This window comes from Pseudomonas sp. AP42, assembly GCF_001728935.1.
GTDB classification, from domain to species: Bacteria; Pseudomonadota; Gammaproteobacteria; order Pseudomonadales; family Pseudomonadaceae; genus Aquipseudomonas; species Aquipseudomonas lactis.
This window is the reverse complement of record NZ_LYSO01000024.1, coordinates 21,512-39,073: the sequence shown is the minus strand read 5'-3', so window position 1 is coordinate 39,073 and position 17,562 is coordinate 21,512. Positions and strand designations below refer to the sequence as shown.

The following is a 17,562-nucleotide window of genomic DNA, read 5'->3' as shown; positions in this document are numbered from 1 at the left end:
GTGTTACCTGAGCGTTCCATTATCGTCGTACAGCTCGGGATACTTAATTTGATGCTGAGGGTGGCTCACCTCATGAATACCAGGTTCCTCCTCATCAACCGGATCGGGCAGTGCCGTGATAACCCACACAGCAATCATTCCGATCGCCAAGAGAATCGCGACAGACGCAGCGGCAATCACAAACATTACCTTAAGACTCTGAAAGCCGATTTGCCGATACTTAAAGGGCACGGCAGCCAAAACACGGGAGTGCAAAATTCCCGTTTCAAGCTGATTCACCAGTCGACCCAAACGGACTGCTGCACGAACTGAAGACTTACCGAATGGGGTACGGCTGGATGTAGAAGAAGCTGAAGTAATCATTTGAGTGCCTCCCTTCCTTCTCTGCACTCACGGCCAAAGAGTTACCAAGAATTTGGATCCAAGCTTTAGCTTACTCCTCTTCCGCTGATTCCCATGACCGTTGATCACCTGGACTGCGCTGATGATCGTCAGTGGGACTGCATGGATCGAAGCAGCTCCTTCCCCCCTAAAAACACCATTGACACTACGTCGTTCCGCTTGATAAACCGACTGTGCAATTGCTGGTTTCCAGCACCCCAGGTAGTCATAACCTTCAAGGCTACGTCACTCTCGTGATGGTTCTCCCCAAATGCGATTCGCGTTCGGCAGCTCGCACGGTCATCGCTCCCGCGGTGATGAACGCCTTCTAATATCTAGGCTCACTGAGCCTGCGTCTTCGATGCAACCCTTCTCATTCATTCCAGTGCTGGGAATTCCCCCGCACAGGTGGCAATCCTCCGCACCCTCTGGAGGATCTCATTATGCTGCACTTCACAGGCTCTGCACTCCACGCTGTGTTGGCCGAGGCCGGTATCAATGGCTGTAGAGTGATGTTGGTCAAGGACCATGGTGTCTACCTTATGTCCGAGATCGGCGAGACCAAACCGGATGGAGGCGGCCGACAACACGTGGTCTACGCCGCCGGCTGCGACCCAAACGTCGACGACTTCGATTCTTGGTGGAATCGCGCACAAGATGAATTGGGGGGCGATGATTTTGCCGAGTACTTCGACATCGACGATCCAGTCCTGGCTAGTCTTCGCCGGACAGCAGGGTCGCTGATGGTTGAGGCAACTTCCACCCACCTGTATCTAGCTGCCGAGGTTGCCCCAACGGCAAAATCCTGAACACCTCTGTTTGTGAGTCAAATTTCCAGAGGGGCTCCCTATCCGAGCCTTTCTGGAACATTTTTCGCGGCACTTCCTAACCGATTGGAGATCGCCGTTTATCTGGAACCTGAGGCCAATAATCTTCCTTGGAACGCGCTGGATAGACGTGCTTGCATGTGGTCTGAATGGGAGATTGACCCCACGTTCGAGCGCGTTTTAATACACAGACACTTCATGTCTCGCTGAGTGATATGCACGCACAAAATCCTCGACAGAGGTGTCGTGGGATCAACTACCCGGAGGCTCCGATGTCCAGGAAGAAGCTTTTTTCCACTGCTGTTGTGCTGAGCCCTGGTGCGTGGCGACACGTCATTTCCCCTGACGCAGACAACGCCCCCGTTGGACGTTCGGCACAGCGATTGGCAGCGCTGCTCAACAGCGCCCTGACTTTCGCCCCTCATGTCCTGCAGTTCCCAGTCGATCTGCCGTTCGATCACCCGCAGAATGATGACACATCAGTAGTCGCTCACTCATCTCTATTACAGCTGGCTCGCATCACTCCACGCAGTGGCCCGGCTTTTCTACTCATCCGGCTGCCAAGTGAGATCGCTGTAGACATTGCCGCCATCTGACACCGCCAACACATCGAATGCCCCTTTACCCCACCGGGAACCCTTCCCGGCCGGGCAGCGTTCCCCCTTCACAACCGGAGAACGTCATGTCCGATATCTACCTGGACGTCACCAACAAGATTGTCAGTGCCCTGAGTCAAGGGGTTATCCCTTGGATCAAGCCTTGGACAACCACCAGCTCGAGTGCTGACTGCCCTTTCCCAATCAACGCCATCAGCCGACGTCCCTACGCCGGCATCAACATTCCGCTACTGTGGGCCGAGGCGCGCCTACGTGGTTTCCGCCAGGATCGCTGGCTCACGTTCAACCAGGCGCGCAAAGCCGGTGGCCATGTTCGCAAGGGTGAGCAATCAACCCTCGCGGTGCTATACAAACCGATGAGCAAGGAGGCGCACGACGAAGACGGTCAGGTCGTTCGTGATGAACAGGGCAACATCAAAATGGTGCAATTCGCGCTACTGCGGACGCATTGCCTGTTCAACATCGAGCAGACCGAAGACTTGCCTGCCGAAGAGCAAATACACGATGAGTGTGACGACCAGCCGGCCTTCATTGATCATGCCCCAGCCGAGCAACTGCTGGTCGCGAGCGGAGCACGCATCGAGCATCGCTACGGCGATCACGCGTTTTATCAGCCGGTGCGGGATCTCATCCAGCTGCCTACCAAGGGTCAATTCGAAGACGTCGGCAGCTACTACGCGACGGCCCTTCATGAGCTGACGCACTGGTCGGGTCACCTTTCACGTCTCAACCGCGATGGTATTAATGGCGGTCACGCATTTGGTTCCGCGGAATACGCCTTCGAGGAGCTGGTAGCGGAAATGGGTGCAGCGTTCCTCTGTGCGCTGACCGGTACCCAAGGTGAGTTACGTCACGAAGAGTACCTGGCGTCCTGGCTGAAGATACTCAAGGAGGATAAGCGTGCAATCTTCCGCGCCAGCGGCCTAGCACGGGAGGCCTCCGAATACCTGCTAGCACTGCAGCCGGATCAAGGCACCGAGATGATAGAACGGCTAACGGCATGACTTCACTCAAGCAGCAAAAAGGCCCCATCTGGGGCCTTTGTTTTGCCTGCAACGCCGGTCATCCGCCGCTAAAACTGAACGACTGATTACTGCAACCAGCTCTCGACGGTGTTGGAGCCGTGCTCCTGCTTCCACTGCTTGAGGACTTTGTGGTTGCCGCCCTTGGTTTCCACGACCTCACCGCTGTGCGGGTTTTTGTAGCGCTTGATCTCACGAGGCTTGCGCTGGACGCTGCTGGAGCCGCCGGCGGTACTTACGCTCACCCCCTTGGACGGATCAAGAAGAGTAATCACCTGCCGCAGGTTCATGCCGTACTCTTCCAGCAAGGCCTTAAGCTTTTGTTCAAACTCGATTTCCTGCTTCAGCCCGGAATCGTTTTTCATCGCATCCAGCTGTTGGAGTCACGCGGCCAGTTGCGCTTCCAGCGCTTTGAATTCGGCAAGCTTAGACATGGGCTCTTCCTAGGTATGAGACAAGTGTGAGAATAGTATCTGAGACCCGCACTTCACCGAGGGCTTGATCCTCACTGCGGCTCGTCGTGTATCCAGATTTAACTGATCTGCCTAACTTTTCACTCTGCCAAGTATTGGCACAGGTGGCCCACAAGTTGCCGAGGTGCAGGGCTATTGCCAATTTTGAACAAAATATCGCGCTGACCACGTGGCAGCTTTTTCGCGCAGCGCTTCGCAGCTGAGCGAATGGCAACGTCAGTTCCATGAATCCGGTCGACCAGCAGCACGATCAACACTGCATCGGTAAGCGTCATCAGCGCCCCTGCTCCGAAAAATGATGCCGGCCAGTTTACCCCCTGTAAAAGGGACCGGCTATCCCGATCGACCGACTAACCTGACGCGCCCGCCTTCGGATTTTCGCGTTTGCGAAAAGGACAAAGGCGGTAAAGGGTAATGGCGTCAATGGAAGGGATTGCAAGGGTAAGAGGCTTATCCGAAAAGGCAAAAGGACCTCCCAGGTACAAAGCAGGTATTGCGATGATGCGCTGGTGGCTCAAACATGAAAAAGGCAACGCCGCCAGCCCCGCGCCAGCACTTGTCGCCGAAGGTTACTTCTTGCCTGAGTCATCAGAATCGCTCCTTGCCGCCGATCACCGAAAGCGGCTGCTCGAGCGCATCTGGCAATACACCGCCCTTTCCCAACCTCAGTTCGATCAGCTCTATCTCGATCCAATCCACCGCTACGCCAGGTATGTACAGCAACTACCTGCTAGCGAAAGCCATCATCACGCCTATCCGGGAGGCATGCTGGATCACGGTTTGGAACTGATGGCCTGCAGCCTGAAACTGCGCCAGTCGTACCTGCTACCCAGCGGCGCCGCGCCCGAAGACCAGGCCGCGCAGACCGACGCCTGGAGCGCCGCCATCGCCTATGGCGCCCTGCTCCATGACATTGGCAAGATTGCCGTCGACCTCCAGGTGGAATACCAAGATGGTGAGCTCTGGCATCCGTGGCACGGCCCCCTAAACCAGCCCTACCGCTTCCGCTACGTGGCAGGGCGCGACTACCAGCTACATGCTGCGGCCGCTGGGCTGCTCTACACCCAAATACTGACGCCGCGCCTGCTCGACTGGCTCAGCGGTTACCCAACTCTATGGGGCAACCTGCTGTCGTTGCTGGCCAACCACTATGAATACGCCGCGACGCTGGGGGAGCTGGTGCTGCAAGCTGACCGGGTATCTACAGCGCAGAACATCGGAGCCAATCCCACCAAGGCACTACAGGCGCCCACTCGGTCGCTTCAGCATCACCTGCTGACTGGCTTACGCCATCTGGTCAAGAACGAGTTCAAACTCAACCAGCCCGGGGCTGCTGGCTGGCTCACCGAAAATCATCTGTGGCTAGTCAGCAAGACCGGGGCCGACAAACTTCGCACCTACCTGCTGGCTCAGGCAGTGGACGGCATCCCCTCCTCCAACATTGCCATGTTCGATGAACTGCAATCGCACGGTTTGGTAGAGGCAACGCCAGAAGGCAAAGCGGTATGGCGCGCTACCGTCGCAAACGAAGGATGGCAGCACCGCTTCACCTTCCTCCGCCTGCAACCGAGCCTGATCTGGGCCGATGAAACACGGCCGCAATGCTTTGAAGGGACAGTTGAACTCGTGTTAGACGATACCGTGCCGACCAGTGAAGCCAGCGAGTCGGCCCCGGATCAGCCACAAGCAGCCTCGAACGTGGAAACGCCCGAGCCCTTGTCTCCAAACCAGGACTTCGCCTATCTCGATGACTTAATGGACATGTTGCAGGAGACGGTTGAGCACGAGGATGAATCGAGCGCTCAAGGACTGAAATCCTCAACTGCTTCACCCAGCGATGCGCCAGGGCTGGCCTTTGTCGACTGGCTACGCGAGGGGATCCAAAGCCATCGTCTGCTCGTCAACGATAGCAAGGCCAAAATTCACACAGTCGATGGTACATACTTCTTAGTCACTCCCGGCATTTTTCAACGCTACGTTGTCGAGCACCCAGAGCTCGCTGATGGGGATGACCAGACCGATTTCTGGCGGCAATGTCAACGCCATTTTGAGCGGCTGGATATACATCTGAAACGGCCCAACGGCCAGAACATCTGGACCTGCAAGGTAAAGGGCCCACGCAAAACCAGTTCGCTCAACGGCTATCTATTGCGCGAAGCAGTAGGCGTTGCCGGTGTAACCCCAGCTGATAACCCTTTTCTCTCGTTAATCTCATAAATCATAGAATAATGCGTGACGCAGCCCCGGGAGCCACCGGCGGTTTCTCATTACAGCCCGTCATGGTGCAAAACGGTTGCAGGCTATCGCATAGGATTTAGGGATTTTTCAATAGATGGAAGGCCCAATGCCCACTCCCGACTGGGTGCGGGAAAATGAGTGACACTGAACGGTATCTATCCCCGTTGACCAATAATGACCTACAAGGATAGACATTTAGCACGATGGAGAACGGGGAAGCCTTGAGTCGACACTCTTGGTCGTTAGGCTGATGGTCAGCGAGAGCCGGGACAGGTTGCTATGCTAACCAAGATGCCATGACTTATGACGTACGACATGATTCATAGGCAGAAAATTTACTTATTGCGTCCTTTATGGGGTGGTGGCAGCGGGCGCGCCGCTCACCGCAACCTGTTTAGCAAGAAGCTGAGACTCTAAGTCGACAGCGCTATTGACCATCACGTTCTCTTCACGATCACGAAGCCATTGATAGAGACTGTCGGGGATAGGCCAGCTGTCACGCCGCTTGATATACAACTGGTCCTGCACCATTCTGCACATCTTGAGAAGCTCACTCTCGTTATGGGTTGGGCTCTCTATGGCATCTGTAAGGTGATCTATGAGGCGTGTAGTATCCTCGATCGTCTTCTTGTTCCCGACATACACTGTATAGCCAAAATCAGCGACTGGCCCTGCCAATGCCGCCAAATTCGTCAAAGCGTTCGCTGTTGACAGGTCCAGGTAAATACTCAATCCAAGGGCTGCACCAAAAATCACCAGGCCTGCAATCAATAAGGCATTGTTCACTTTGGAGCGCAGGTTGGTATCCCACGAGAGACAGGCATTTTGACAAATCAGTATCTGATAGGGATGAATCAATTTGTCATCCCTCAGCGCATACCAATTTTCAAATGGCGCTTTACCCTTCTTCTTAAGAAGCCATTCACCATGCTTAGCTACCAGAGCAGAATTGGGCGCAGAACCTGCCAAAGGAGCATTCCACTCAAAACCGAAAAGCTTTCTGTCCGCTTGGTCCTGAATCTTCGCTGCTTCCTCCTTATGTTTTTCTATCATCCCAGTGACCAAAAATTTATCTAGCGTCAGGACAATAACGGATGAAACAGCAACGAGCTTTGAAATATCGATAGGCTCAAAATCGAAATAGTCACCCACCACTGCGCTATTTAAAGCAATCGACAGGAATGCCAAAATACTGACCAGGACAACGTTTAGCATAAAATAAAAATTCTGACCTTGCTTGGCCAGAGTATACAATCTGCGTGCCGCAGCGAGCCGCACCAGAAAGTAATGATCGTTTTGCTTGGTTCGGATTCCCATCAGCCGTACTCCGGAAATTCAGAACCAAATATTTCCCGCCACTTATTAATGCATTCTTTGTGCGTTGAGCAGACCGTTTCCAACCGTCGAGCTTCCACAGCCTTATCCTTATCCAGCCCTGCTCGCGTATAGATTTTTAGCTTATCATCAAAGCTCAGATCGTTTAGATCGCTCTGGAAACCTTTCGGATCAGGTACAGTCGAGAAAACGGCATCACGCACGGCTTGGAACACATTCGGCAGTTCTAGATCAATGTACCCCGAGCAACTGTAAGCAGCTTCATAATAGTTGACAATTATATTTTCTAAGAGGTACGAAGACATTGTCGGCATGGTTGCGCGCGCATTCCAGTACTTCATAACCCTAATAATATTTAGGATTTTGCCATCATGTTTCTGATTAACCCGCGTTGTCCTTTCTTGGTCAACTCTCGGATCTGCTTTCTTCCAATTCCCCGCACCATCAGGGATTAGATAAAAATTCTTATCATTCACTGACGCTGTGAGGAAGCAGGGAGCGATGTCAAATGACCAGTCTTTGTTGTTAAGCTTCAGCACCACCACTTCCTGCCGCCTGTTCACCTCAGAGCTTCTATAGGCATATACGGACTCGACAGACGACTTGAACTTATTCAGAACCTTGATCGAGTTCAAGGTCTCATTGTCACTATTCGTGAACTGGTAAAGATTGGTGCTGGAGTCAGTAACGTGAATTTTTATGACGCCGTCCAGCCCCTCATTGTAATGTGCCCCGTTACCCTTTATACAGAAAAACATATCGACGTCATCCAGCGGACGTTTTTTTGTCTTCCGCGCAAATGAGCCGAAATTGATGTCAGCTTCCGTATACAAAGCGGGGAAGTAAGCCACTTGGGACTGTAGCCCTTGGATACGGCTACGAAGATTGTCCCGATCCGTACGAGCTGATCTGCTGTCTTCCGTAGCTAAATTTACAATTTCGTCGAAAAATTTATTGAAAGCGGTATTTACGTTTGTTGGCATTTCCTTTCACACACTCCGCGTGGCCACTTGCCATCCTTGGCGTATTCAACCTGACCTTACGGAGATTTTCCACTAACTTTTTGAAAGGCATTTTGGCGCCAATATTTCGGCATGGGTAATTCGCCGAACAGTGCTGATGTGATGTTTTTAGGCATAACATGTTAGGGCCATTTTTCACAGGATTCCATTTAGCGAGGCTTCCCGTCTGCCCTACAAGTGCTTGTCCGCCATGCGTTTAGCTCTTCCTCTGGACGATCCCTGGAGCCAGGTCATGAAAGCGCGCACACTGGGCAATATCTTGGGTGGAACGATGCCGCAGATCTCAGTTACTCAGCACATAGTGACGTGGCTTACAGCAATCGGTGTGACTGTGCGGGCTGAGTCATGAATGCTCACACCTGCCCTTCATCAGCCACCTGCACACATCGGCTCTGCATGGGTTTCACCTCTAAGCTTCTATCGCATTTCTCCATTGTTTGACCATCCGCACCTATGGCCCTGAGCGACTCCCAATGAAGCCCCATCCGGTTGTGCCAAGCAGCGCACTACAAAACTCGGGAAAACTCTCGGTGGGGCAAAAAGTGGGGCAAAATTGCTTCTACCTCATAAACGTTGAGGCATAAAAAAATCCAGTCACCGCTAAGTGACTGGATTTTTTGGAGTTAAATGGTCGGGACGGAGTGATTCGAACACTCGACCCCTAGGCTCTGTACGTAAAGTATTGTCGCAAGCACCGCATAGCGCAGGCCAATGAGACCATCGCCGCAAAACTTGTTGCGAGCTTGTCGAAGCGCGTCACGATGCGACGGTTCTCCTTCAGCCAGCCAAACATGCGTTCGATGATGTTGCGCTGCCGATATTTGGGGCGATCAAAAAGTCGAGGCAATCCTGGCTTGGTTTTGCGCTTCATGCTTCGCAACGGAATGACTGGCTGCATGCGATAACGATCACAATACTGGCGCAGCGCTTCAGCGTCGTAACCCTTGTCAGCCAGCAACCAGCGGCAACGCTTGCGTGGGCGACCGCGCAGGCTGGGTATGCAAGCCTGATCGAGTAGCGGTTGGGCATAGGCTATATCGCTGGCTTGTCCGCCTGACAACAGGAAACGCAGAGGCACACCATTGGCGTCGCACAGCATGTGAATCTTGGTCGTCAGGCCACCCCGGCTGCGCCCGAGCGCGTGGTCTTGCGGTTCTTCAAATCCCCTTTTTTCCCGGCACCTGATGAGGCCCGGGTTGCTCGTACGGCAGTGGAGTCGATCATCCATGTTTCCAAGTCAATCAAACCCTGCTCATTCAATCGGATATGAAGACGCTTGAGCATCTGATCAAAAGCTCCGCAATCACGCCATCCCCGGAACCGTTGATAGATCGTTGACCAAGGGCCGAATCGTTCGGGCATGTCTCGCCAGGCTGCGCCAGAGCAAAGCACCCAGAGAATACCGTTTAGCATCAGGCGATCATCGGCCCGAGGGCGCCCGGTGCGCTGATTTTTGGTGAAGATATCTGCAACCAGATCCCAGGCTGCGTCGGGGAGTTCATACCGCTTTGCCATCTTGGCCTCCTGGCTTTAATGGCGGTGTATTTTACAGAAAATCGTATTTCTTGGGTTTACGTACAGAGCCTAGCACCCGATACGGGTGATGAAAAAAGGCCGCACTGAGGCGGCCTGAGGGGTATTACACGGATGAAGTGACAGTGTAGCAGGCACTTTTCGAAACAACTTTCAGATCGAACTCTCGTTTTCGCGGGCCAACCGTTTCAACACCAAGATGCCCGTCAGAATTGCGCCGAAACAGAATGTGCGCAAGAGCGCCAGCTATCCAGCCCAGCAGGTTTGCCTCACTCGGACGGCCGGGTACCTGGCAAACCTTCGGCTACTTTCATTCGCAAGACAATAATACGTCCAAACACCAAGCCAATCACTCCGGCTACTGCCGAGGCAAGCAGCACGCCCAGCTTGGCCGCACTCAGTAGACTGTCATCGTTGAACGCGAGTGACGCAATAAAGATGGACATGGTGAAGCCGATGCCCGCCAGGCAACCGATCAGCCACATCCAGGACCACGTCATGCCCTCTGGGAGACGGCACCAACCCAGGCGAACCAACGTCCAACTGCTGACAAGAACGCCGAGTGGCTTGCCCATGAGCAGTGCCAACGACACACCGAGCATGACCGTCAAAGAGCCTTCATTGGCCAGATTGACGCCATCAAGGCTTACGCCGGCATTGGCGAGCGCAAATAACGGCATGATTACATAGGCGACCCAGATGACCGGCGAAGAGCGAACCATCCGTGGCGCACTTAGCGGATGGCAGCATTTTTTTCGACAGGGAGAGTTCATAGGCAGCGTAGATAGGGGGAGCAGGGACGGGCATAAAATTATTAAAATTACATATTTACAAATCTAGATATGGCGAATAGCATTTGCATACCCGTGAAGTAGCCACGCGCCGGACACACAGACCGAAGCGACGTTGTAACGCGCGGGGCGGCTAACCTGCGCCAGCCAAGGGCTGGCTCACTGCTCCCATCCCTCAATAGAAGGTGACCCAAAATGACCCGTGTTGTCCGTTTTCATCAGATCGGCGGCCCCGAAGTCTTGCAGATCGAAGAGCTCGAAGTTGGCGCTCCGGGCTCCGGCGAGCTGCGCATCCGCGTCGAGGCGATCGGCCTGAATCGCGCGGAAGCCATGTTCCGCTCGGGTGTGTACCTGGAGCCGACGCAGCTGCCGGCCCGGCTCGGCTACGAAGCTTCCGGCATCGTCGAGGCGCTGGGCAGCGGCGTTCACGGCTTCGAGGTTGGCGAAGCGGTCAGCGTGATTCCGGCTTTTTCCATGAACAAGTTTGGCGTCTATGCCGAGCAGGCGATCGTGCCGGCCACGGGGGTTCTGAAGCGGCCGGCGGGCGTCGGCGCGGTGAAGGGGGCGGCGATCTGGATGCAGTATCTGACCGCCTATGGCGCACTGATCGAGATTGCCCAACTCAAGCGCGGTGATGCGGTGATCATCACGGCGGCTTCGAGCAGCGTCGGCTTGGCCGCGATCCAGATCGCCAACAGCGTCGGCGCCATTCCGATCGCGACGACCCGGACGCGCGCGAAGGAGGCGGCGCTACGCGAGGCGGGGGCGGCGCATGTGATCGCCACCGAGGAGCAGGACCTGGTCGCGGAGGTAATGCGGATCACCGACGGCCGCGGCGCGCGCATCGCCTTCGACCCGGTCGCGGGGCCGCAAGTCGAAACACTGGCGCAAGCGATGAGTCAGCAGGGCCTGCTTTTCATCTATGGCAATCTCAGCGGTCAGGAGACGCCGTTCCCGGCCTTGGCAGCGATGAACAAGGCCCTGAGCGTGCGCGGCTACACGCTGTTCGAACTGACCGGTGATCCGCAACGCTTGGCGCCTGCGCAAGCTTTTATCACGCGCGGCCTCGAGGCCGGACAGCTGAAGCCGATCATTGCCAAGACCTTCCCCTTCGAGCAGATCGTCGAAGCGCACCGTTACATGGAATCGAACCAGCAGTTTGGCAAGATCGTCGTCACGGTATCTCGGTAGAGGCAGTTCGTGAAAGACCAGGAGAGGGCAGAGTCGCCTTTCCCGCGACTGCGGAAATGACTCGACGCTGCCCCTTCATCCCCGCCACGCTGGAGCTGGGCGGCAAATCGGCGAATATCGCGTTGGGCATTACTGGAATGCGTCACGCACGGTAATGTCGTCGTAACAACAGGAGGCACGTCATGGTCAAAGTAGCGTTGTTCGTTCGTCTGGAAGCAAAACCTGGGAAAGAGAAAGAGGTAGAGAACTTTCTCTTGGATGGCCTTCCAATAGTGGAGGAAGAGCCAGCCACTACGGCGTGGTTCGGAATCCGCTTGGGGCCGTCCACCTTTGGCATCTTTGATGTCTTCCCGGATGAAGCAGGTCGGCAGGCTCATCTTTCGGGCAAGGTCGCAGCGGCGCTTATGGCAAAGGCTGCCGAGCTGTTTGCCAAACCGCCGTCAATCGAGAAGGTTGACGTCCTGGCGGCCAAGCTACCCGGCTAAGCAAACCCAACAAGGCGCTCCAGTCGCGTCCCTGCCGCTTTGCGGCGGCAGGGACGCGACTGAGCTTGAACGTCCACCGGCCTGTTCTAAACGGAGCGCTCGAGAGGTGCCTGTCCAGGCACTAGCATCTACTTATCTACAAACGCAAATATATAGGTAGTTACACATGAAAGATTCCATTCTTTTCGAAAGCACCACGTTGGGCCCCTACAGCCTGAAAAACCGCATCGTCCTGCCGCCGCTGACCCGTTCGCGTAGCTCGCAGCCAGGCAACATTCCCAATGACCTGATGGCGACCTACTACCGCCAGCGTACCGGTGCCGGCTTCATGGTCACCGAGGGCACCCAGATCGAGCCGCGCGGCCAGGGCTACGCCTGGACCCCGGGCATCCACAGTGCCGAACAGATCCTCGGCTGGCGCAAAGTGACCGATGCGGTACACGCCGAGGGCGGCACCATCTTCGCCCAGCTCTGGCATGTCGGCCGGGTCTCGCACACCTCGTTGCAACCCAATGGCGAAGCCCCGGTGGCGCCATCGGCGATCCCGGCCGAGGGCGTCAGCGTATTCATCGAGACAGGTCCCGGCACCGGCGCCCTGGCGCCGCCTTCGATGCCACGTGCACTGACCGCCGCCGAGGTCAAGGAGCTGGTACAGCTCTATGCACAGGCCGCTCGCAACGCCCTCGACGCCGGTTTCGACGGCGTGGAAATCCACTCCGCCAACGGTTATCTTATCAACCAGTTCATTTCCGCGCACAGCAATCAGCGCGACGACGAGTACGGCGGCTCGTTGCAAAATCGTCTGCGCTTCCTCCGTGAGGTGACCCAGGCGGTGGCCGCGGTGGTCGGTAAAGACCGGCTCGGCGTGCGTTTCGCCCCGTTGTTCGCCAGCACCGACGAGGCCCGCGTATATCTCGGCCTGGTCGAAGAAAACCCACACGAGACCTATGTCGAAGCGGTCAAGGTGCTCGAAGAAGTCGGCATCGCTTATCTGTCGCTGGCCGAGGCGGATTGGGAAAACGCACCGGAGCTGCCGGAAAGCTTCCGCAGCGCGGTGCGCGAGGTCTTCAGCGGGCGCATCCTCTATGCCGGCAAATACACCGCCGAGCGAGGCAAGCGTGTGCTCGAGGCGGGCTGGGGCGATCTGGTCGCCTTCGGCCGTCCGTTCATCGCCAACCCGGACCTGCCCAAGCGGATTGCCAATGGCTGGCCGCTGAACCCGGTCGATCCGGCCAGCATGTACGGCGGAACCGCTGTCGGCTACACCGACTATCCGACCTATGGCGGATAGTCCGCTCGAGGTGCCGGCCCCCGAGCGATACGGTTCGGGGGTCGGCGCATTGTCGGTTGAGCGGGCATATCGTAATATCGCAAAAAATAGTTATCGTGCGTGACCTATGAGTATCGACGTAAGCGAAGCGCTGAAGGCGCTAGACAACCCAACCCGCCTGAACATCCTCAGTTGGCTGAAGGATCCGCGTCATCATTTCCCCGAGCAGGAGGTGGATCCTGAGCAGGTCGGTGTCTGCGTGAGCATCATCCAGGATCGGGTAGGCCTGTCGCAGTCGACCGTTTCGCTGTATCTCGCTGCCTTGCAGCGGGCGCAACTGGTGACCTCACAACGCATCGGTCCCTGGACTTATTACAAACGCCATGAGCAGAACATCGCAGCGTTCCAGGTGGCCTTGAAAGCGCTGATTTGATGCCTGCTCGCAGGGGTTTTTTCAGCCCTTCAAAATCTATATTTTGAAATATGTAGGAGAGAAGATGTTAACTCCGAATTCCATTCCCTATCAGCAACAACCTGGCTTTCAGCACACCTACCGCCAAGGCCGCCTGAGCCTAGGTCTTTTCTTCCCCCTCGAAGCCTTTACCGGCGATACGCCGAGTATGCTCGACCAAGTGAACCTGGCCCAACGCGCCGAGAAGCTGGGTTTCTCCGCCCTCTGGTTTCGCGACGTGCCGTTACGCGACCCCAGCTTCGGTGATTCGGGCCAGGTCTTCGATCCCTGGGTCTACCTGGGTTTTATGGCGGCACACACTCGCTCGATTGCGCTGGGCACCGCGTCGGTCATCCTGCCAATCCGCAATCCCCTACACACCGCCAAGGCCGCAACTAGTGTCGATCAGCTCAGCGGTGGCCGCCTGTTACTCGGCGTGGCTTCCGGTGACCGTCCAGTAGAGTTTCCGGCATTCGGTGTCGACCCGGAGCAACGCGACAGCCTGTTCCGCGAATACCTCAAGGTATTTCGCGAGGTTCAGCGCAGCAGTTTCGTGCCTTTGACCTGGTCCGGCGGCATGCTTGAGGGGGCCGATCTGATTCCCAAGCCGACCACGGCGGAAATTCCTTTCTTCGTCACCGGCCATAGCCGCCAGACGCTGGAGTGGATCGCCCGCTGCAGTCATGGCTGGATCAGCTATCCGCGTGCACCGAAGACTCAGCAGCTGATTATCGAGGACTGGCGCACGGCGGTTCGTGCCGAATGTGGTGAACTGTTCAAACCCTTCACCCAGTCGCTATACATCGATCTGACAGATAACCCGCAGACACCACCTCGGCCGATCCACCTGGGCTATCAACTGGGGCGACATCATCTGATCCCGCTGCTGCACAGCTTGCAGGAGATCGGCGTTAACCATGTGATCATCAATTTGAAATACGGCCAACGCCCCGCAGGTGAGGTCATTGAGGAACTCGGTCAGTTCGTTCTACCTGACTTCGTCATGTCAGCATAAGCCGGCGTGGTGAGGCATCAAATCATTATCCGTGGGGATTGCTCATGAGTTTCAAGGCAGTATTGCTTAACAAGGACCAGCAGGGGTTCTCTGCTCGTGTGACTGAGCTGGAGGATGAGGACTTACCGGCCGGTAGTGAAGTGCTCATCAGCGTTGAGTACTCGACCCTCAACTACAAGGATGCGCTAGCCCTGACAGATCACTCGCCTGTGGTACGTCAATGGCCCATGGTGCCCGGAATCGATGGCGCCGGCCTGGTGCTGGAAAGCGACGACCCGCGCTTTCTATCCGGTCAGCGCGTCGTACTCAATGGCTGGGGCGCCGGCGAGCGCCACTGGGGCTGTCTGGCCCAGCGTGCACGAGTACCAGCCGACTGGCTGATTCGTCTCCCCGACAGTTTAAGCACTTGGGCAGCCATGGCTATCGGTACGGCAGGATATACAGCCGCGCTATCGGTCGATGCCGTGCAGAAGCATGGCGTACAACCCGAGGACGGTGAAGTATTGGTTACCGGTGCAACAGGCGGTGTCGGCTCGATCGCCATAGCGCTGTTGGCGGCCCAAGGCTACCGTGTGGTTGCAGCCACTGGGAAACCTCAGGAGCGCTACTACCTCGAGCAGTTGGGCGCCACGGACATTATCGAGCGCGAGGAACTGGCTGCTCCCGGCAAGCCACTCCAGAAGGAGCGCTGGACAGCCGTGATCGATGCGGTCGGCTCGCATACCCTGGCCAACGCCTGCGCCCAGACCCGCTACCGGGGGATAGTCACCGCGTGCGGACTCGTTCAAGGAATGGAGTTTCCCGCCAGTGTCGCCCCCTTCATTCTACGAGGCGTCACCCTTGCGGGAATTGATAGCGTCATGGCCCCCCACGAGTTCCGTGACGCGGCCTGGAAACGCCTGGACCGCGATCTCAACCGAGAGACTCTTTCGTCTCTCGCCGCAACCATTCCCTTGGACCAAGTTGTGGGGGCGGCGCAGAAGATCATCGAGGGCAAGCTTCGTGGCCGCTTAGTGGTCGACGTAAATGGATAGTCTGGCTACTTCTGTACACAGCTCTTCACCCACTCGATCGCCATGCACTTTCTCGTCGTCGACCACCGCTTGTTGGAGCTGCACAAGAGCTCTTTTCTCAGTACCGGTCGCTGGGTCCTCTCAGCAGCGATTCCTCTTGGCTGGGCCATTGGGCTGATGACGGTGATATCACCACCGATCGTGACATTTCTGCTCTCCTTTGTGGCCGACAGCATGGTGTTGATGGTCATCCAGGAGGAGTTTTCGGCGGCACGCTCAAGCTCTTTTCCGGCTTTTCTAGTCGGCGTATGCCTCTATTCGGCGCTGGTTTTCATGATTTAACCGCGCTGCGCCAACCTCAGATTTAGCTGCCACACGTCAGCCTGAATGGACAGGAGCCGAGCACGGCTATACTCAGCCAGATCAGCTCTCCGGGCTAAGGAGGTCGGTCTTGATTAAGCGGATATCCATCGGCTTGGCAATTCTGGTCGTCCTGGGTGCGGTGTTGTTTTTCGCCCTGGTCTGGCGGCCGACCATCGCCCCCATCGCTCCGGGCTCGGTTGCGGGCTTCCCCGCCGAGCTGGTTGCCAAGGGTGAAGCCTTGGCCGGCGCAGGCTACTGCGCGACCTGCCACAGGATGAAGGGTGGCCAGCCCTATGCCGGCGGCTATGGAATGCCTACCCCTTTCGGCGTCATCTATTCGACCAACATCACGCCCGACCCGGATAGCGGAATCGGCCGCTGGTCCGAGGCGGCATTCATGCGGGCCATGCACGAAGGCGTCTCCCGCGATGGTTCGCATCTTTATCCCGCATTCCCCTACGACCACTTCACCAAGGTCACCGACGAGGATGTGCGGGCGCTCTATACCTTCCTCATGACGCGGGAGCCGGTGAGCGCGCCGGCGCAGCAGAATACTCTGCCGTTCCCGTTCAACATCCGTGCCCTGCAAGCCGGCTGGAAGCTGCTGTTTATGGATCAGGGTAGCTATCGGCCGGTCGCCGGCAAGAGCGAAGCATGGAACCGCGGTGCCTATCTCGCCGAGGGTTTGAGCCATTGCGCCGCCTGCCACACGCCACGCAATCTGTTGGGTGCCGAGAAAACCGCTGACGACAGCTACGCGGGCGCGATGATCGAAGGCTGGTTCGCGCCGGCACTGACGGCTGCCAATACCACACCGCTACCTGGACCCAGGATGAGGTGTTAACCTATTACATGCCGCAGGTCAGCAGCAACATCGCTCACGGGCCAAACGACCGCATCGTCATGAAGCGCCTACCACCTATGCGGCCACAGCCGCCAACCAGGTGTGGTCGTGGGATATTACGTACTTGCCGTCGCCGGTTCGAGGGAAGTTTTACTACCTGTACCTGATCGAGGATATCTACAGCCGCAAGGCTGTCGGCTGGGAGGTTTACGAAGCTGAGAGCGGTGAAAAAGCAGCAGCGTTACTGCAACGAAGCGTGACTCAAGAGCAGTGTTGGCGCCAACCACTGGTGCTTCACTCAGATAACGGCGCTCCTATGAAGTCAGTGACGCTGCTGATCAAGATGTACGACCTGGGCATCAATTACTACGATCGAGTTGTGGCCAGCACTGGGAAGCGGAAGGGGCAAAAGGATTTTGTGCGACTGTTTCTTGTGCCAGGCATGGGGCACTGCTTGGGTGGGCCGGGTGTGACTAATATAGGCCAGCCGTTTTCAGCGGATGTGCCATCCGCCGTGCACAACGATGCATTAATGACGCTCGTAGCATAGACCGAAGGAGATAAAGCCCCTTCGGTCCTGATAGCCCGCCAACCCGCTGAGAATGGCTCGCCTAGCAAAGAGCGACCCGTGTGTGCCTACCCTGCGTTACCTGAATTTCGCGGAGGTAATCCGGAGAAAAGCGAGAGTTTC

19 protein-coding genes and 1 pseudogene are annotated in these 17,562 nt (G+C 56.4%); 13 read left to right on the top strand and 7 right to left on the bottom strand.

What is annotated here, in order from left to right; genetic code table 11:
• Positions 1 to 3: 3 nt before the first annotated feature.
• Complete coding sequence (locus A7K61_RS11925) at positions 4 to 363, bottom strand: hypothetical protein (RefSeq protein WP_069557604.1); 360 nt, start codon at positions 361 to 363, stop codon at positions 4 to 6.
• A gap of 461 nt (positions 364 to 824) precedes the next feature.
• On the opposite strand from A7K61_RS11925, the gene A7K61_RS11920 reads away from it, so the two are divergent.
• The 3 genes from A7K61_RS11920 to A7K61_RS11910 all read left to right on the top strand — a co-directional run bounded on the left by A7K61_RS11920 (position 825) and on the right by A7K61_RS11910 (position 2,829).
• Positions 825 to 1,190 (top strand): DUF3085 domain-containing protein, encoded by a 366-nt coding sequence (locus A7K61_RS11920; RefSeq protein WP_083263084.1) that lies wholly within the window; start codon positions 825 to 827, stop codon positions 1,188 to 1,190.
• 290 nt (positions 1,191 to 1,480) lie between these two features.
• Positions 1,481 to 1,804 (top strand): hypothetical protein, encoded by a 324-nt coding sequence (locus A7K61_RS11915; RefSeq protein ID WP_069557602.1) that lies wholly within the window; start codon positions 1,481 to 1,483, stop codon positions 1,802 to 1,804.
• Between the two features lie 86 nt (positions 1,805 to 1,890).
• Positions 1,891 to 2,829: an ArdC family protein gene (locus A7K61_RS11910; RefSeq protein WP_069557601.1), complete on the top strand. Its 939-nt coding sequence runs from the start codon at positions 1,891 to 1,893 to the stop codon at positions 2,827 to 2,829.
• A gap of 86 nt (positions 2,830 to 2,915) precedes the next feature.
• On the opposite strand, the gene A7K61_RS11905 is transcribed toward A7K61_RS11910, so the two are convergent.
• Both A7K61_RS11905 and A7K61_RS11900 read right to left on the bottom strand, forming a co-directional pair.
• Complete coding sequence (locus A7K61_RS11905) at positions 2,916 to 3,221, bottom strand: histone-like nucleoid-structuring protein, MvaT/MvaU family (protein ID WP_256557797.1); 306 nt, start codon at positions 3,219 to 3,221, stop codon at positions 2,916 to 2,918.
• A 179-nt stretch (positions 3,222 to 3,400) separates the two neighbouring features.
• Positions 3,401 to 3,595: a hypothetical protein gene (locus A7K61_RS11900; RefSeq protein ID WP_069557600.1), complete on the bottom strand. Its 195-nt coding sequence runs from the start codon at positions 3,593 to 3,595 to the stop codon at positions 3,401 to 3,403.
• 223 nt (positions 3,596 to 3,818) lie between these two features.
• On the opposite strand from A7K61_RS11900, the gene mobH reads away from it, so the two are divergent.
• On the top strand, positions 3,819 to 5,537 hold the full coding sequence (gene mobH, locus A7K61_RS11895; RefSeq protein ID WP_069557599.1) for a MobH family relaxase: 1,719 nt from the start codon (positions 3,819 to 3,821) through the stop codon (positions 5,535 to 5,537).
• 372 nt (positions 5,538 to 5,909) lie between these two features.
• On the opposite strand, the gene A7K61_RS11890 is transcribed toward mobH, so the two are convergent.
• The 4 genes from A7K61_RS11890 to A7K61_RS11870 form a co-directional block, all read right to left on the bottom strand.
• Positions 5,910 to 6,875: an S-4TM family putative pore-forming effector gene (locus A7K61_RS11890; RefSeq protein WP_069557598.1), complete on the bottom strand. Its 966-nt coding sequence runs from the start codon at positions 6,873 to 6,875 to the stop codon at positions 5,910 to 5,912.
• Positions 6,875 to 7,876 carry a hypothetical protein gene (locus A7K61_RS11885; protein WP_069557597.1) on the bottom strand — a complete coding sequence of 334 codons (1,002 nt, stop codon included), beginning with the start codon at positions 7,874 to 7,876 and terminating at the stop codon, positions 6,875 to 6,877. Before A7K61_RS11885 ends, A7K61_RS11890 begins: the two co-directional genes overlap by 1 nt.
• 700 nt (positions 7,877 to 8,576) lie before the next feature.
• A protein-coding gene (locus A7K61_RS31295; protein WP_086005488.1) for an IS5 family transposase occupies positions 8,577 to 9,430 on the bottom strand; the annotation gives its coding sequence in 2 pieces (ribosomal slippage) (positions 8,577 to 9,086 and positions 9,089 to 9,430; 852 coding nt in all).
• Positions 9,431 to 9,717: 287 nt separating this feature from the next.
• Positions 9,718 to 10,170: a Na+/H+ antiporter NhaA gene (locus A7K61_RS11870; protein ID WP_069557596.1), complete on the bottom strand. Its 453-nt coding sequence runs from the start codon at positions 10,168 to 10,170 to the stop codon at positions 9,718 to 9,720.
• A 264-nt stretch (positions 10,171 to 10,434) separates the two neighbouring features.
• Here A7K61_RS11870 and A7K61_RS11865 point away from each other — a divergent pair, with 264 nt between their 5' ends.
• The 9 genes and pseudogenes from A7K61_RS11865 to A7K61_RS31290 form a co-directional block, all read left to right on the top strand.
• Positions 10,435 to 11,430: a zinc-dependent alcohol dehydrogenase family protein gene (locus A7K61_RS11865; protein WP_069557595.1), complete on the top strand. Its 996-nt coding sequence runs from the start codon at positions 10,435 to 10,437 to the stop codon at positions 11,428 to 11,430.
• A gap of 182 nt (positions 11,431 to 11,612) precedes the next feature.
• The gene (locus A7K61_RS11860) at positions 11,613 to 11,915 is read left to right on the top strand and encodes a putative quinol monooxygenase (protein ID WP_069557594.1); all 303 of its coding nucleotides are present in this window, start codon (positions 11,613 to 11,615) and stop codon (positions 11,913 to 11,915) included.
• A gap of 166 nt (positions 11,916 to 12,081) precedes the next feature.
• Complete coding sequence (locus tag A7K61_RS11855; protein WP_044275549.1) at positions 12,082 to 13,206, top strand: alkene reductase; 1,125 nt, start codon at positions 12,082 to 12,084, stop codon at positions 13,204 to 13,206.
• Between the two features lie 106 nt (positions 13,207 to 13,312).
• Positions 13,313 to 13,618 (top strand): helix-turn-helix transcriptional regulator, encoded by a 306-nt coding sequence (locus A7K61_RS11850; protein ID WP_017735055.1) that lies wholly within the window; start codon positions 13,313 to 13,315, stop codon positions 13,616 to 13,618.
• Between the two features lie 64 nt (positions 13,619 to 13,682).
• The gene (locus A7K61_RS11845; RefSeq protein ID WP_069557593.1) at positions 13,683 to 14,651 is read left to right on the top strand and encodes an LLM class oxidoreductase; all 969 of its coding nucleotides are present in this window, start codon (positions 13,683 to 13,685) and stop codon (positions 14,649 to 14,651) included.
• A 44-nt stretch (positions 14,652 to 14,695) separates the two neighbouring features.
• On the top strand, positions 14,696 to 15,685 hold the full coding sequence (locus tag A7K61_RS11840; RefSeq protein WP_069557592.1) for an MDR family oxidoreductase: 990 nt from the start codon (positions 14,696 to 14,698) through the stop codon (positions 15,683 to 15,685).
• Positions 15,686 to 15,727: 42 nt separating this feature from the next.
• Positions 15,728 to 16,006, top strand: a complete 279-nt coding sequence (locus A7K61_RS11835; RefSeq protein WP_069557591.1) for a hypothetical protein — start codon at positions 15,728 to 15,730, stop codon at positions 16,004 to 16,006.
• Positions 16,007 to 16,115: 109 nt separating this feature from the next.
• On the top strand, positions 16,116 to 16,871 hold the full coding sequence (locus A7K61_RS11830) for a cytochrome c (RefSeq protein WP_069557590.1): 756 nt from the start codon (positions 16,116 to 16,118) through the stop codon (positions 16,869 to 16,871).
• A 1-nt stretch (position 16,872) separates the two neighbouring features.
• Positions 16,873 to 17,232, top strand: a pseudogene (locus A7K61_RS31290) (DDE-type integrase/transposase/recombinase); the annotation flags it as partial.
• Positions 17,233 to 17,562: the final 330 nt, after the last annotated feature.